The organism is Pedobacter sp. UC225_65 (genome assembly GCF_042698365.1).
Taxonomy (GTDB): domain Bacteria; phylum Bacteroidota; class Bacteroidia; order Sphingobacteriales; family Sphingobacteriaceae; genus Pedobacter.
On sequence record NZ_CP170550.1, the window covers coordinates 1,666,897 to 1,682,162 of the forward strand.

15 protein-coding genes are annotated in these 15,266 nt (G+C 40.7%); 7 read left to right on the forward strand and 8 right to left on the reverse strand.

The window, feature by feature from the left end; translation table 11 throughout:
- Positions 1-693: an HAD family hydrolase gene (locus tag ACFJIZ_RS08760; RefSeq protein ID WP_379092425.1), complete on the reverse strand. Its 693-nt coding sequence runs from the start codon at positions 691-693 to the stop codon at positions 1-3.
- 106 nt (positions 694-799) lie between these two features.
- Here ACFJIZ_RS08760 and ACFJIZ_RS08765 point away from each other — a divergent pair, with 106 nt between their 5' ends.
- Positions 800-1,567 (forward strand): DeoR/GlpR family DNA-binding transcription regulator, encoded by a 768-nt coding sequence (locus tag ACFJIZ_RS08765; protein ID WP_379092428.1) that lies wholly within the window; start codon positions 800-802, stop codon positions 1,565-1,567.
- Between the two features lie 56 nt (positions 1,568-1,623).
- Here ACFJIZ_RS08765 and ACFJIZ_RS08770 read toward each other — a convergent pair whose 3' ends face one another.
- From ACFJIZ_RS08770 to ACFJIZ_RS08785, 4 genes are all read right to left on the reverse strand, one after another.
- On the reverse strand, positions 1,624-2,154 hold the full coding sequence (locus tag ACFJIZ_RS08770) for a DEAD/DEAH box helicase (protein WP_379092431.1): 531 nt from the start codon (positions 2,152-2,154) through the stop codon (positions 1,624-1,626).
- A 13-nt stretch (positions 2,155-2,167) separates the two neighbouring features.
- A complete protein-coding gene (locus ACFJIZ_RS08775) occupies positions 2,168-2,308 on the reverse strand; it encodes a hypothetical protein (RefSeq protein WP_379092434.1) in 141 nt (46 codons plus the stop codon).
- On the reverse strand, positions 2,289-3,122 hold the full coding sequence (locus ACFJIZ_RS08780) for a DEAD/DEAH box helicase (RefSeq protein WP_379092436.1): 834 nt from the start codon (positions 3,120-3,122) through the stop codon (positions 2,289-2,291). The genes ACFJIZ_RS08775 and ACFJIZ_RS08780 overlap by 20 nt, the downstream gene beginning before the upstream one ends.
- An 86-nt stretch (positions 3,123-3,208) precedes the next feature.
- The gene (locus tag ACFJIZ_RS08785) at positions 3,209-4,552 is read right to left on the reverse strand and encodes a hypothetical protein (RefSeq protein WP_379092439.1); all 1,344 of its coding nucleotides are present in this window, start codon (positions 4,550-4,552) and stop codon (positions 3,209-3,211) included.
- 192 nt (positions 4,553-4,744) lie between these two features.
- On the opposite strand from ACFJIZ_RS08785, the gene ACFJIZ_RS08790 reads away from it, so the two are divergent.
- The gene (locus ACFJIZ_RS08790) at positions 4,745-5,362 is read left to right on the forward strand and encodes a carboxypeptidase-like regulatory domain-containing protein (RefSeq protein WP_379092442.1); all 618 of its coding nucleotides are present in this window, start codon (positions 4,745-4,747) and stop codon (positions 5,360-5,362) included.
- Entirely contained in the window at positions 5,298-7,166 is a 1,869-nt protein-coding gene (locus ACFJIZ_RS08795) for an outer membrane beta-barrel protein (protein WP_379092445.1), read from the forward strand. Before ACFJIZ_RS08790 ends, ACFJIZ_RS08795 begins: the two co-directional genes overlap by 65 nt.
- Positions 7,167-7,217: 51 nt before the next feature.
- On the opposite strand, the gene ACFJIZ_RS08800 is transcribed toward ACFJIZ_RS08795, so the two are convergent.
- Together ACFJIZ_RS08800 and ACFJIZ_RS08805 are read right to left on the reverse strand one after the other, a co-directional pair.
- Entirely contained in the window at positions 7,218-7,499 is a 282-nt protein-coding gene (locus tag ACFJIZ_RS08800) for a sensor histidine kinase (RefSeq protein ID WP_379092447.1), read from the reverse strand.
- Positions 7,450-8,589 (reverse strand): sensor histidine kinase, encoded by a 1,140-nt coding sequence (locus ACFJIZ_RS08805; protein ID WP_379092450.1) that lies wholly within the window; start codon positions 8,587-8,589, stop codon positions 7,450-7,452. The genes ACFJIZ_RS08800 and ACFJIZ_RS08805 overlap by 50 nt, the downstream gene beginning before the upstream one ends.
- Before the next feature lie 700 nt (positions 8,590-9,289).
- Between ACFJIZ_RS08805 and ACFJIZ_RS08810 the strand changes: the two genes are divergently transcribed.
- The 4 genes from ACFJIZ_RS08810 (at position 9,290) to ACFJIZ_RS08825 (ending at position 14,402) form a co-directional block, all read left to right on the forward strand.
- Positions 9,290-11,434, forward strand: coding sequence for a glycoside hydrolase family 97 protein (locus ACFJIZ_RS08810; protein WP_379092453.1), 2,145 nt, complete (start codon positions 9,290-9,292; stop codon positions 11,432-11,434).
- A 112-nt stretch (positions 11,435-11,546) separates the two neighbouring features.
- On the forward strand, positions 11,547-12,416 hold the full coding sequence (locus ACFJIZ_RS08815; protein ID WP_379092456.1) for a bile acid:sodium symporter family protein: 870 nt from the start codon (positions 11,547-11,549) through the stop codon (positions 12,414-12,416).
- Between the two features lie 138 nt (positions 12,417-12,554).
- Positions 12,555-14,168, forward strand: coding sequence for a Xaa-Pro dipeptidyl-peptidase (locus tag ACFJIZ_RS08820; RefSeq protein ID WP_379092459.1), 1,614 nt, complete (start codon positions 12,555-12,557; stop codon positions 14,166-14,168).
- Between the two features lie 69 nt (positions 14,169-14,237).
- Positions 14,238-14,402 carry a hypothetical protein gene (locus tag ACFJIZ_RS08825; RefSeq protein ID WP_379092462.1) on the forward strand — a complete coding sequence of 55 codons (165 nt, stop codon included), beginning with the start codon at positions 14,238-14,240 and terminating at the stop codon, positions 14,400-14,402.
- A 121-nt stretch (positions 14,403-14,523) separates the two neighbouring features.
- Here ACFJIZ_RS08825 and ACFJIZ_RS08830 read toward each other — a convergent pair whose 3' ends face one another.
- Positions 14,524-15,222: a DUF1826 domain-containing protein gene (locus tag ACFJIZ_RS08830; protein ID WP_379092465.1), complete on the reverse strand. Its 699-nt coding sequence runs from the start codon at positions 15,220-15,222 to the stop codon at positions 14,524-14,526.
- Positions 15,223-15,266 lie beyond the last annotated feature (44 nt).

A 15,266-nucleotide genomic window follows, 5' to 3' on the forward strand; every position in this document is an offset into this window, starting at 1 on the left:
TTATTTAGCTGTAGCTGTTTCTAATTGTTGCGCAATTGCTTTGATCTGCGCTACACTGATGCTGGTAAAATCTGGTACTGTAGCTGCTGTTAAAGGTGCCAATTCTGCTGGGGTATGTGTGGTGGTTACCCCAATTACATGCATACCTGCACTTTTGGCCGATTGAATGCCTGAAAACGAATCTTCAAATACAACGCAATGGGTTACATCAACCCCTAATTTGTCTGCCGTTTTTAAATAGATTTCTGGATGTGGCTTAGAATGTTGTATTTGCGATGCATCGGTTATGGTGGTAAAAAGTGAAGTTGTTCCGGCCATTTCCATTACCACCTTAACATTCTGACTTGGCGAAGAAGTAGCAATGGCAATCTTGATACCATCGGCTAATAGTTTTTCTACAAAAGCTTTAAAACCTGGAACAATGACACCTTGTTGTTGATATTTTTCCCAAACACCTTCTTCTACTTTTTTAAGATGTGCGGCAATTTGGGGCTCTGTTAAGTCTTCTCCAAAAACCAAACGCAAAGTATCCTTGCCCATTCTACCAAAAACATAATGATTGAGCTGATCATCGCTCAATTCAATGCCATGTGTTGCAAAAAAGGCCTTCCAAGTGGCCGTAATTAAAGGATTGCTATCTACGATTACGCCGTCCATGTCAAAGATTACGGCGATTTGAGTGTGAGTATTCATATGTGTGAAGTTTAATATTGCAACAATTTGCAATATTTATCTACAAATATAGCATAAAATAGCATCAATATTGCAATATAATTGCAATTATTTTTACTAATATTGCATGAGTATGCAAAGTTTAAGCAAGGAAGAACGCCAGCAATTGATTTTGAACCACATTTCGGAAGTGGGCAAAGTGGATATGAAATCGTTGAGTCAAAAGCTATCGGTTTCTACAGACACCATTAGAAGAGATATTAAGGAGATGGCCGATCAGGGTTTATTAAAGGCTACCCGTGGTGGTGCTATTGCACATTCGCCTATTCCCCTCCATTTCCGTGACCGTGAAAAATATGATGTAAGTGGAAAGCAACAAATTGCCTTGAAAGCACTTTCTCAGTTAAAAGATGGTCAAGTGGTGCTCTTTGATGGTGGAACTTCGACCTTGGCCATTGCCATGAACCTGCCCAAAGAACTACAGATTACGGTAGTAACCAATAGTTTTCCAGTGGCCAATGTATTGGAAGACCATCCGAATGTGGAAGTGATCTTTGCAGGTGGTCGTTTATCTAAATTCGGCTTTAATACCTCTGGACCAGAAACCATGCAAGCTTTCGAAAACACCAGAGCCGATATCTGCTTCCTTTCGATCTATGCCATCCACCCTACAGTTGGTATCACAACCCGACAGTATGAAGATGCGCTGATGAAGAAAACGATGGTAAAAACAGCCAGAAGAATCATCGGCCTTGCTACTTTAAATAAGGTAAATACTGCCGAAGCCTTTTACATCTGTCCGGTTACCGATCTGGATATGTTGCTTACCGATGCTACCGACGATCATGAACAGCTGACGGCAAACCTAAAAAACATGGGTATCGACGTGAGATAAAGCACAAGAACCATTAAAAATGAAGATGTTTCAAATTAAAAACCAGTATATTTTACCTAAATCAGGTCGAGCAGGTCTTTTTTGGTCAACGATTTAAAGATAGATTCTTCTGTTTTAATGAGGTCGCTGGCCAAGTCTTTTTTGGTCGCCTGCATCAACATGATCTTTTCTTCAATGGTATCTGGGCAGATCAAACGCACGGCCATTACATTTTGATGTTGCCCAATGCGATAGGCACGATCGATGGCCTGATTTTCTACAGCAGGATTCCACCATGGATCAATCAGGTAAACGTAATCGGCCTTGGTAAGGTTTAAGCCTACCCCTCCTGCTTTAAGACTGATCAGAAACACTCGGATATCATCACGGTTCTGGAATGAATCGACTACAGCTTCCCTATTTTTAGTCTGACCAGTAAGATAGGCATAAGATACTTTTCTTTCTTCCAATTGGGCCTTTACCAGATCCAACATGCTCACAAACTGCGAGAAGACCAGAATTTTATGGTATGGCGATTTGCTTTCGATCTGTTCCATCAATACATCCATCTTTGCCGAAGCGTCGCCATAATACTTTTCGTTGCCCAATATGGCTGGAGAATTACAGAGTCTGCCTCAATTTGGTAATGCCCTGCAATACATGCATGCTGCTTTTGGTCAGTTCGTCTTCAGCTGTGCCCATTAAATAGTCCCTGATCTCGGTGCGGCAGCTTTCATAAATCTCACGCTGTTGTGTGCCCATTTCGCAATAGATCGACCATTTCGGTCTTATCAGGAAGCTCGCTGGCCACTTGTTCTTTGGTTCGTCTGAGTACAAAAGGATTGATCCGTTTTTGCAGCTCTGCAGCACGCCTTGAATCCTTAAACTGATCAATAGGAACAGAATACAGCCGTTTGAACTGTTCCCTATTGCCCAACAAACCCGGACAGGCAAAAGAAAGCTGACCATAAAGATCGAAGGTATTGTTTTCGATTGGCGTACCTGTCATCACCACCTTATTGCGCGATTGGAGTAAACGAACCGCTTTATAGCGTTGCGAATCTGGGTTCTTTATCGTTTGCGATTCGTCGAGGAAGATATAATTGAACCGATAGTCTTTTAACCATCTGATGTCTGACAATAAAGTTCCATACGAAGTCAATATCACTTCATATTGGTCAAAACCTGTTAAGATCTTCGCCCTTTCCGAACCGTAGATTGTTTTGAGTTTGAGCGTTGGGGCAAACTTTTTGATCTCTTGCTGCCAGTTGAAAACCAGAGAAGCTGGTACCACCACTAAATTGATATTCTTCTCTACCTTTCCACGCTGCGACAGGATAAAAGCTAACACCTGTATGGTTTTACCCAATCCCATATCATCAGCCAAACAGCCACCAAAGTTGAAACCATCCAGAAAATTGAGCCAATTTAGTCCTTCCTTTTGATAACCCCTCAATGTGGCATTTAGGTCTTTTGGTATAACCACATCCTCAATGGCTTCAAAAGCAGAAAGTTTGGATCGGTACAAGGCCAAACGCGCTTTGCTCTCTCGATCCAACAGCTCTTCCTCGTACAATTCTTCAACTGTAGCATAATTGATATTGGGTGTATGTAAACGGTCTTCTATAATTTCGCCAGCACCAAAATAACCTTCAAACTTTTCTAACCACTCGTCGGGCAGGACCCGCTCGTTCCATCATCCAATTGTACAAACTTGCTTTTATTGCGGATTGATTTGTGCAAGTGTTTCAGCGAAACTGTCTGTTTATTGAATTTGACTTTAATAGCCGTTTCAAACCAATCTATACCACTGATTACATTAATGGCAATTTCGGCTTTGTACGGACTCAGTTTATTTTCTTTCAACGCATTGAAACCCAAAATGGCAATCCCCTTGCTTCGCCAAGCTTCAAAGGCATCCAGGAACCAACCTGGTTCCAAAAAACGTTTGCGGTGCATATAAAAACAATCAGCATGTCGCTGATCTGAGAACTCAATTACCTGCTCCTCAAAAAACGGATGCATCTTGGCAATGGTGGTAATAAACTGTAGCTCTCTTTCTTTGTCGCGATCTAAGGTAAATAGCTTGCCTCGTTTATCTTTTGCTTGAATTTGTTTTTGTGAGATGACAGGAATTTCAAGTCCCCCGTACCTCATTACGGGTGTAAGGAGTACAAAATCTTCAGATTCTGAGAGGTAGATCAATTGCTCATTCTCCAGATCAAAACCCTGTTCGATCACCTGCATCCGCGTGGCACGTTTCAAGTAAGAATAATTGATCTTGATCTTCTCTTCCAGCACAGCTAGAATATTTTGCTGAAAATCCTCATACTCCGTTCGATCAATCACCAGGTTATTTTGTTGGTGCTTAAAAAAATCGATCACACTCAAAAAATAAGGGTTATCAATCAGGTAAAGCTGATTTCCTGCTTTTACGAAATAATGGTAGCGAAGTTCGATGTCTTCTAGCGCATAAGATTTTCCTGCCAGATGGAGCAATCCAGAAATCTCGAAATTATCTCCCCTTTCGTCTACACTAAGCTCAAGGTCTGGTTTCAATACCGAAACTTTGGTCAACTTTAACGAAGCTGCATTCACTGTTGCCGACACTTGTTCATCGTGCACATAAAAATCAAGGTTTAAGGGATTGTTCACCACTGCTTTCAGTGCATCTAGGTCAGCATCTGCCTTAGCTTCATTGTAATTGTTCTTAAACTGCGATACCCCTGCATAAAACTTCAGCTCCTCCTGTTTTTGGGTTTTCCATACCAACGTTAAGGAGTCTAAAAACAAAAGGGGATTTTTGAGCTTCCCATTCTGGCTCCGGTTGGCATTGGCAAGTTCAACTACCAGGTGTCTATAATAACGGTGACGGCTAAGCACCACCACCATTTCTGCAGGTTGATGATTGGTTAAAGGCAAGCCAGAAGTCTTGTCTGCCTTTAAGATTGGCGACAATTTTCCAAAGTCTAGTTTTTCCTTAGCGTAATCATCGTTTTCCTTCATCCGTTCGTTTTTTGATCAGGTGTTAAAGATAAAACAAATCAAATAACTTCAATTAAAAACACTGGTCAAGTAGTTAAAGAAACCTAAATGCACTGACTTTCATCACATTTTTTTCACTATTCATCACATTTTATTTGCACAAATAAAAATTTTACGTATCCTTGTGTATTAATTCACTAATACACTAATGAAATGATGAAAACATTACTTATTATACTTTGCTGCCTCATGTTGGGCCTAAATGCAAATAGTCAAAATCAACCTTCTTTACAGATCAGCGGAAAAGTAACCGATTCGCTAGATAAAAAACCAATAGACTTTGCTACCGTTTTATTAAAAAACGACAAAAAGGTAGTCATCAAATCAGTGGTCACTGAAAAGGATGGCACATTTATACTTAAAGGTCTCTCGGCAGGCAACTATGCGATGAGCATCGTCTATGTAGGCTACCAGACCAAAGTAGTTGCTGTAATACTAGGTACTACTGCTAAAGTATTCGACAACATCTCTTTAATGCCATCGGCTACACAATTAAAAGGTGTAGAAGTTACTGGCGACCGACCTTTGATCAAACAAGAAATAGATCGGATTGCCTATGATGTTAAAGCTGACCCTGAAAGTAAGGTGAACAATGTATTGGAGATGATGCGGAAAGTACCTTTGTTATCTGTTGACGCAGACGACAATATCCAATTACAAGGAAATAGCAATTACAAGATACCTGATCAATGGAAAACCTTCGGGAATGATGGAAAGAAATCCAAAAGACATTTTAAAAAGCATGCCTGCTTCGAGCATCGAGAAAATTGAAGTGATCACCACACCCCCAGCAAAATATGATGGAGAGGGTTTGGCAGGCATCATCAATATCATCACGCATAAAAAGGCAGACAATGGATCCAATGGCAGTATCAACTTCAACGAACGTTTTCCTGTAGGTGGTCCTGGTTTAGGAGGTTCGTTTACGGTAAAGTCTGGAAAGTTTGGGATTTCTACAAATGCAGGTGGAAGCTTAAACAGCTCTCCCTTATTGAACAATAGCAACAGCAGACTTACCCAAGGCAACAACCCAACCAGTTTATTGCAAAATGGAACAAGAGATTTTTCTGGAAAAAGCGGTTATGCAGGTGTAGAATTGAGTTTTGAGATTGACAGTTTGAACTTAATTTCGGGGCAATTGAATTACAATGCAAATACCAACGAAAGTTTGAATACCCAATATTCGGCCCTCCATAGTGCTACTGCTTTAATGCAAAGCTACCAATTGATCAACAACCTTGAAGGTTCTGGAAATGGCGTAGATGCAGCACTGAACTATCAATTGGGTTTCAAAAAAGATAAAAACCGTTTATTGACCTTCTCTTACCGGTACTACCGCTTTAGCAATAACCAGTTTAACAGAGTTGACATCCTTAATCCTATAGCTTACAACTTACCAAATTACCAACAAGACAATACAGGTGGATCGGCAGAGCAGACTGTACAGATCGATTATGTATATCCATTGAAAAAAGTAACGATCGAGGCAGGTTTCAAAGCTATTTTTAGGAACAACACCAGCGATTTCCAGTTTTTGGCTCTTAATTCTTCGGGTGCATTCGTTGCAGATCCTCTAAGAAGCAATGGATTTGACAACCAGCAAAATGTATATGGTGTATATAATACCTATCAATTCAACATTAAGAATTGGGGTGTAAAAGCAGGTGTTAGGGTTGAACAGACCGAAATCGATGCCACTTTTGCCGGCACCACCCTAAACCTTAACAGCAGCTCGTTGAATTTGATTCCTTCTATTTCCATCAACCGTAAGTTTAAAGATATGAGTAGCATCAACTTTGGTTTTACCTCAAGAATCCAACGTCCAGGCATTGGCCAATTGAACCCTTTTGTTGACCGTTCCAATCCTAATTTCGAATCGTCGGGCAATCCAGACCTTAAACCTACGGATGGGCAAAGTATAGAGGTTAATTATAGCCGTTTTAAAAAGATATCGTTAAACATAGGTATGCGGGCAATGTTCATCAATAACATGGTGATGCCACAAATTGTAACCGACCCTGTAACCAACATTACACGCAGTACTTTTGCCAATACAGGTAATGCAACCTTAGTTGGTTTAAATGTAAATATCAACTACCCTATCAACAATAAATTGAGGGCCAATATCAGCGGCATGGTCAGCTATGGTATGGTAAAAGGTAAAATCAATGGGGCAACAATAGACAACAAGGGTTTCATGAACCGTGCTTTTACCTCGTTGAGCTACCGCCCTACCAAAACTTGGCAAACTTCTGCAAGCATGAACTACAATGGACCAAACCTCTCTTTGCAGGGCACTACCAATGCTTTTGTTGGTTCTTCATTTAGTGTAAGTAAAGATTTGTTCAACAATAAAATTTCTCTTTCTTTTGCCGCCAATAATGTATTTGCCAAATATAGAAACGCAATCAACTTTACCAACGGACCAAACTTTAGCCAGGAAAGTTACAACCAGAACTATCAACGCAACTTTACCACCAGCATCAATTACCGTTTTGGCAGGTTAAAAGAAAGCATCAAAAAGAACAAAAAAGGCATCAATAATAATGATGTTTCTGAAGGATCTAATCTTTAAGAGTTAGTGCCAACAAAAAAGCCTTAGTGAATGCTAAGGCTTTTTTGTTGTTTATTGTGGCAACGAAACCAAAGGTATCAAAACAAAAAAGCTGGAGCCCTGCCCTATCTTACTTTCAAAGCCGATCTGTCCACCTTGTCGTTCAATGTATTCCTTGCATAAAACCAGGCCCAAACCAATACCTCTCTCATTATTGGTGCCAAATGAAGCTTCGGCTTTAATGGAAAAAATCTTTTCCTGCTTATCTAATGGAATGCCCTGTCCATTGTCACGAACGGTTATTTTACATTGATCGGCTACCGTTTGTGCATCCACATTGATCGAATCCTCCATATGGGGTAAATTTAATGGCATTGCTGATCAGGTTGCGCACCACCAGCTGTAGCATATCTACATCGGCCAACACCATCATCTGGGCTGGAATATCATAATGTAGCGATATTTCTTTTTTTAGGGCATGTGTCTCTTCCATTTCCAATGTACCAAACAATATGGTAAGCAGGTTCACTTCCAACAATTTAACGGAAGGACCTTCCATTTGCGATTTTGACCAATGCAAAAGATTGGAAAGCATTTCTACAGCACTATTGGTAGAGTTGAGCAAACCTTTTTCCAAGGCAGGCCGATCTGTGTTATCTACCTCATTGGCATTCAGCAGCTCTAGGTAATTCTGTATGTTCATCAATGGCATCCGCAGGTCGTGCGATATAATGGACATGAGTTTGTTCTTTTCGATATTGCTATGTTCCAACTGATCTTTCTGCAACAAGATCTGCTCCTTGCTCATTTCTACAGCTATTGTTTTTTCTTCAGTAATTTTTCGTTCATTGTCATAGTTCCTCCTCATAAACTTGATGATCAGATAGGTAACAATAACTGGTAATGGAAATATGGTAATACGATCAATAAACCGACCTTTACCCTCGCTAAAAGGATACTCTACCAAAGCGGGATAACGATATTCAATAATGTGTAAGATTAAAAAGCACAGCAAATAAAGGATCAACCATGTCATATGTTGTTGATAGGGCGAAATTGCCAATAATATCAACAGATAGGCTGGCCATATCAGATCGGTAGAGCCATTGATACCTCCATTAGAAAAATAATTGACACTAAAAATAACGATGCCGACCAAGGCAAATAAAGTATTGTTATGTGGTTTGCCCCTAAACCTTGAATAATAATATTGCTGACAGAAGAAAAGGCAAAATAAAAGTGCAGAAATGGATGCTACATATAAGCCTGCATAGAGATTATAGGGTGCATATAATGCAGAGAGTACAATCAAACCGGCACTGATGGAATGAAATATCCTATTCTCTAAGGGAAACATTGATGGACTGCCTATCAGTTCTAACCAAAAGTTGTTTCTCTTTTTAAAAAAGTGATCATTAAAAATACCGAAGTTGAATTTAGGCATGAATAAGTTTAAAGGCCCTCTGTCTTACACAAGGAGCTAAAATAAATAGGATGATGCAACATAGGTCAAATGGCAATCAAATTTAAGGTTATTAGTTTTAAAAATCTATAGATCATAGGCTAGTTTATTAGAAATGTGCGATTGTTATAGACATAGCGGCAGTTATTGATGTCTAATTGTTACGATCTGACTTCTCTTTCTATAGGTGATATTTGACCCATTAAAAAATTGTCACACTGAGCTTGGTTTAATAGTATCATTTGTTCATTGGTGTTATTTGTTCATTAGTGTCATTTGTTCATTGGTCATTAGTTCATTCGTAGTATTCGCTTAACTTCTTAATGGTAAACAAACATTAAGGAATGAAGCTTTATCTTGATTGCCTTAACTTTTGAATTAAAAAATTGTCATACTGAGCTTGTCGAAGTGCTTTGTCAATTGGTCTTCGACAGGCTCAGACTGGCATCTTTAGTTTAATAGTATCATTAGTTCATTGGTCATTAGTTCATTGGTAGTATTCGCTTAACTTCTTAATGGTAAACAAATATTAAGGAATGAAGAAGAGTGAAGCTTGATGTTAACTTCTTAATGGTAAAAACCGATAAATGATGGTTTAACCAAATCGTACAATTAAAAAAATTTCAATCGCTATCCTCTCCTAAATCAAAATAACTGTACTTTTAGCAAATAAATTCGTCTTATGAAAAAGTTTTTTTTTGTCGCAGGTTTAATACTGTTTCTTTTTAACCTAAGTTTTGCTCAGCAACTGAAATCACCTAATGGAAAGTTGACCTTGACCTTTGCCCTCTTGGCAGACGGCACCCCAAGTTACCAGTTGTCTTATCAAAACAAGGAAGTGATCAAAAGTAGTAAACTTGGGCTGGAACTGAAGAAAGACAAAAAATCGCTCTTGAACGATTTCACGATAGCCGATACCAAAACTTCGACCTTTGATGAAAACTGGAAACCAGTTTGGGGAGAGGTGAAAAGCATCAGGAACCATTACAACGAACTGGCCGTTACCCTTAGCCAAAAAGAAACGAACAGACAACTTTTGGTGCGTTTCCGCTTGTTTGACGAAGGCTTGGGTTTCAGGTACGAATTTCCGACCCAAAAGAACTTCACCTATTTTGTGATCAAAGAAGAACGGACACAGTTTGCCATGGCAGGAGACCATACCGCTTTTTGGATCGCTGGCGATTATGATACACAAGAATACGATTATACCACTTCTAAACTTTCGGAAATCAGGGGCTTTGCAACAAAGGCCAGAACAGAAAACCTTTCTCAAACTGCATTTTCGCCTACAGGTGTACAAACCTCATTGATGATGAAATCAAACGATGGACTTTACATCAACCTGCACGAAGCGGCTTTGATCAACTATCCTTGCATGCATCTTAATCTAGACGACAAGAATATGATCTTCGAATCGTGGTTGACCCCAGATGCCAAAGGCGACAAAGGTTATATCCAAGTTCCCTTTAATACCCCTTGGCGTACCATTATGGTAAGTGATGATGCCCGCGATATTTTGGCTTCAAAAATGACCTATAACCTTAACGAGCCTAACAAGATCAAAGATACTTCATGGATCAAACCGATCAAGTATATCGGTGTTTGGTGGGAAATGATCACCGGCAAAAGTTCTTGGGCCTATACAGATGATTATCCATCGGTTCAATTGGGCATTACCGATTACAGTAAGGCCAAACCAAATGGTAAACATGGGGCTACCACTGCCAATGTGAAAAAGTATATCGATTTTGCAGCACAAAATGGTTTTGGTGGGGTATTGGTTGAAGGATGGAATGTAGGTTGGGAAGATTGGTATGGCAATTCAAAAGATTATGTGTTTGATTTTGTAACCCCTTACCCAGATTTCAACATGGCAGAGATCAGAGATTATGCCAAATCGAAAGGCATCAAGATGATCATGCACCACGAAACATCGTCTTCTGTGCGCAATTACGAACGTCATTTAGATACGGCCTATAAATACATGAGGGCCAACAATTACGATGCGGTAAAAAGTGGATATGTAGGCGATATCCTGCCACGTGGCGAAAACCATTACAGCCAATGGATCATCAACCACTATCAATATGCCGTAGAAAAAGCTGCTGATTATCACATTATGGTGAATGCCCACGAAGCGGTTAGGCCAACTGGTATTGCCCGCACCTACCCTAACCTGATCGGCAACGAATCGGCAAGGGGAACAGAATATCAGGCTTTTGGCGGATCTAAACCTAACCATGTCACCATTTTACCTTTTACCCGTTTATTGGGTGGACCAATGGATTATACACCTGGTATCTTCGAGATGGACATCAGCAAGCTGAACCCGAACAACAATTCTCATGTCAACAGCACCTTGGCCAATCAACTAGCCTTGTACCTCACCATGTACAGTCCTTTGCAAATGGCTGCCGACCTGCCAGAAAACTACAACAGGTTTCCTGATGCCTTCCAATTTATCAAAGATGTAGCGGTAGATTGGGATGAAAGCAAATACGTCGAGGCAGAACCTGGTCAATACATTACCGTAGCCCGTAAGGCCAAAGGCACAGGAAAATGGTTTTTGGGCAGTGTAAATGGCGAAAGCCCGCGTACCGCAACCTTTAAGCTCGACTTTTTAGTACCTAACAAGTCTTATATCGCCACCATTTATGCCGATGCAAAAGATGCACATTACAAAACCAATCCACAGGCTTATGTGATCACCAAAGTAGCGGTAACCAATCAGTCGAAACTGGCGCAGTTTGCAGCACCAGGTGGTGGTTTTGCCATTAGTTTTGTTGAAGCCGACAAAAGCCAACTGAAAGGTTTGCCACGTCTTTAAGCTAACTGTTAAGGCAACGAAGGATTGCTTTTGCCCAATTTAGGTTTGGTTCTGGGGGTGGATTGACAAAAAAATAGTATTTTCAGTCAACCAAATCTAAACACTTACCTCAATGGAACAAAACGCCATCTTAACGCTATTTCTACCTATTGCATTGGGCATCATCATGCTGGGCTTAGGTCTAAACCTTTTGGTTGACGATTTTAAATGGGTAGTGCTTTATCCAAAAGCCATGCTAATTGGGCTATTGTGCCAAATGGTGCTTTTGCCCCTGCTTTGTTTTGGCATCTGCATTTTATTTGACCTACCCGCGGCATTGGCTGTTGGCCTAATGCTGTTATCGGCTTCGCCCGGTGGCGCAACCGCCAATCTTTATAGCCATTTGGCCAAGGGCGATGTAGCCCTTAATATTTCGCTAACGGCAGTAAACAGTATTCTTACCCTATTTACTTTACCTTTTATCGTCAATTTTGCCATTGATTATTTTATGCAAGGTGGACAGGTTGTACCCATGCAATTTAAAAAAGTGATAGAAGTATTTGCCATTGTATTGGTTCCAGTTGCTATTGGTATGTTGGTCAATTATTTCTCGCCTGAAACCTCAAAAAAACTAGAAAAACCAGTCAAGATCATCTCCGCCCTTTTTTTGGTGTTGATCATTGTGGGCGCCATCATTAAGGAAAAAGAGCAGTTTGCAACCTATTTCCAACAAGTAGGGTTGGCCTGTTTAGCCTTTAATGTGATCAGCATGGCCATTGGTTATTACATCCCTACCCTATTCAAAGTAAACAAAAAACAATCCATCGCCATCGGCATGGAAATTGGCATCCACAATGGCACATTGGCCATTTATATTGCCTTAAATGTAATCGGCAACAGCATGATGAGTATCCCTCCGGCTGTTTATGGACTGATCATGTTTTTTACCGCAGCTTTATTTGGCTATCTGGTTAGCAGGAAGAAACAAAATGCCGAACTATAGCTCAACAGCACTTTATTTAAACAGGTGATGTTTGATCCATCAATTGTATACCGTAAAAATTAAGATAGACAATGGCCACTTCGCTTTTTGCAGTTGCAGATTCTCTATCTTAGCTTTACTTACCCAAACACAAAAACCATGACTAATCTTTACCTCAAAACAAACAAGGCCATACTCTTATCGCTGTTCTTGTTTTTATCGCTATTCTCGGCCATTGCCCAAGAAAAGGCCAAACCCGTTTTTAAAGACGGAGAAGCACAGATTGTACCCGCATTTGACACACCCGATAAATGGATCCGACACGACCTGTGGGTAGAAACCACATTTGACACGGATGGCGATGGCAAATTAGACCGTATGCACGTGAGTGTAACCCGTCCTTTCCAAACAGAAACCGAAGGCTTAAAACTGCCTGTGATCTACGAAACAAGCCCTTATTATGCCGGAACTGCAGGTACTGCACCGGGCACCTTTTGGGATGTGAAACATGAAGTTGGCGAAAAACCACCAATTGCACGGATACACCCTACGGTAACCAGAACTGGTACCAGACCCATCATCTCCAATTCATTGATCAGAGAATGGGTAAGAAGAGGTTTTATCATTGTCCATTCTTCTTCGCCAGGTACAGGCCTTTCGCAAGGCTCACCAACCGTTGGCGGGATCAACGAATCATTGGCCCCTAAAGCCGTGATCGAGTGGCTTTCTGGAAAAGCCAATGGCTATACCACTCCTGACGGAAATGAAAAAGTGATGGCCTATTGGAGCACCGGAAGTGTAGGTATGACAGGTACCTCTTACAATGGCACTTTGCCTGTTGCTGCAGCTACTACAGGTGTTGAAGGTTTAAAAGCGATCATCCCTGTGGCACCAAACACTTCTTATTACCATTATTACCGCTCTAACGGTTTGATCAGAAACCCAGGTGGATATTTAGGCGAAGATGTGGATGTGTTATACGACTATATCCATAGTGGCGCTGAAGATAAAAGAGCCTATGCCGACAAAACCATCAGAGATGGCGAAATGGCCAAAGGAATGGACCGTGTAACAGGCGACTATAACGATTTTTGGGCGGGCAGGGATTACCTGAATGCCATTAAACCCATGAAAGCGGCCTTACTGATGTCGCATGGTTTTAACGATTGGAATGTAATGCCAGAGCATAGCTACCGCATCTATAAGGCTGCTGAAGCCAAAGGATTGCCTGTACAGATCTATTACCACCAAGGTGGGCACGGTGGACCACCGCCGATCAAAATGATGAACCGCTGGTTTACCCGTTTCTTGTTTGGGATAGAAAACGGTGTTGAAAAGGAACCTAAAGCTTGGGATCGTAGAGAAAAAGACCAAAATGCCAATCCTACGCCTTATGCCGATTATCCAAATCCTGAAGCCAGCGATGTAAAACTCTACCTCGGTGCTGGAGGCGCAAGCAAGGGACAACTTTTAACTGCCAAACCAGAAAAACAGGCTACAGAAAAATTAGTGGATGATGTGGCTTTTTCTGGAAGCGATCTGGCCAAAGCCGAAAAATCTGAGCATCGCTTGCTTTACATCAGTCCGGTTTTAAAAGAAGCCGTTCACCTATCGGGTCTGGCACAAGTTACCGTTAAACTGGCCAGCAGTAAACCTGCCACCAACTTTTCGGTTTGGTTGGTAGCCCTGCCCTGGAGCGAAGGTACTGGCACCAAATTGATGGACAACGTGATGACCCGCGGATGGGCCGATCACAGAATTATAAATCATTGACCAAAAGCGCACCTTTGGTTCCTGGTAAATTCTACGACTTGAAGTTTAACCTTCAACCCGACGACCAGATTGATCCCTGCAGGTAAACAGCTTGCTTTGATGATCTTTGCCAGTGATAAGGAATTTACTTTATGGCCAAAACCTGGAACAGAAATTACCATTGACCTAAATGGCACTACCCTTACTTTACCCGTTGTTGGTGGAGCAAGTGCTTTAGAGAAAGCCATCAAATAATTTAGGTTTATCATCTTTAACACATACATTAAAGCCACTTATTTAGGTAAGTGGCTTTTTTGATTTTAATGACAATATTGTTGACTAAAACTATCCTCAATTGGAAACACTCCCTTAACAATCAACAAATCAAAAGCAGTCTGTATTCACCATCGTTTTCAATAGGCGCCCGATGCACACAAGGTAAAACCTGTTGCTCAGGATGGTCTACTGCCAATTTCCAAAGATGGCCTACCCCTAAATTTAAAGGATGAGCATGGGGTTTAGGTTGATAGTGCAAATCGAAAGAATAATCTTTCAAAAAGTCTTCAAATTCTGCTGCTGGACCATCGTATAAGTCTTGAAGTTTTTGCCTGATTTCAGGAATTAAAACCTTTTGTTCTACCTGATCATTAGGAATCATCTCGCTTGCAGCGCCATAATAGGTACATAAAAAAGTATCGGCAGCAATAGGCGAACGATCTACATGATAAGAATAGACATCCGTTGAAATGAAATCTAACTCTTCATCCCTTTCGTAACTTTTAAGTAAATTGAGTACCGGCAATGCACCCAGATCTGTCAATAACTGTAGATCGTTTAAGATTGTCTCTCTAGCCATTGCACCTGCAGGTGTTAAAGACAGCGCTAAAAGCTCTTCCCTGGCAATATCTGTTACATTTTCTCTTAATTGAAGCTTAGCCACAATTTCTTTGAAATCTCCGACCAGATTTCTATTCCAGCAAATGGCATTCATTGGGCCTTGAAATCCTATATGTATCAATTCATCAAATGTTGAAACTAGGCCAACTTGGTCGTGATTGGAGAATTTGCTGTTCATATTTTTAATTCAACAAATTAACCAATTAATTTAAACACGCAAGT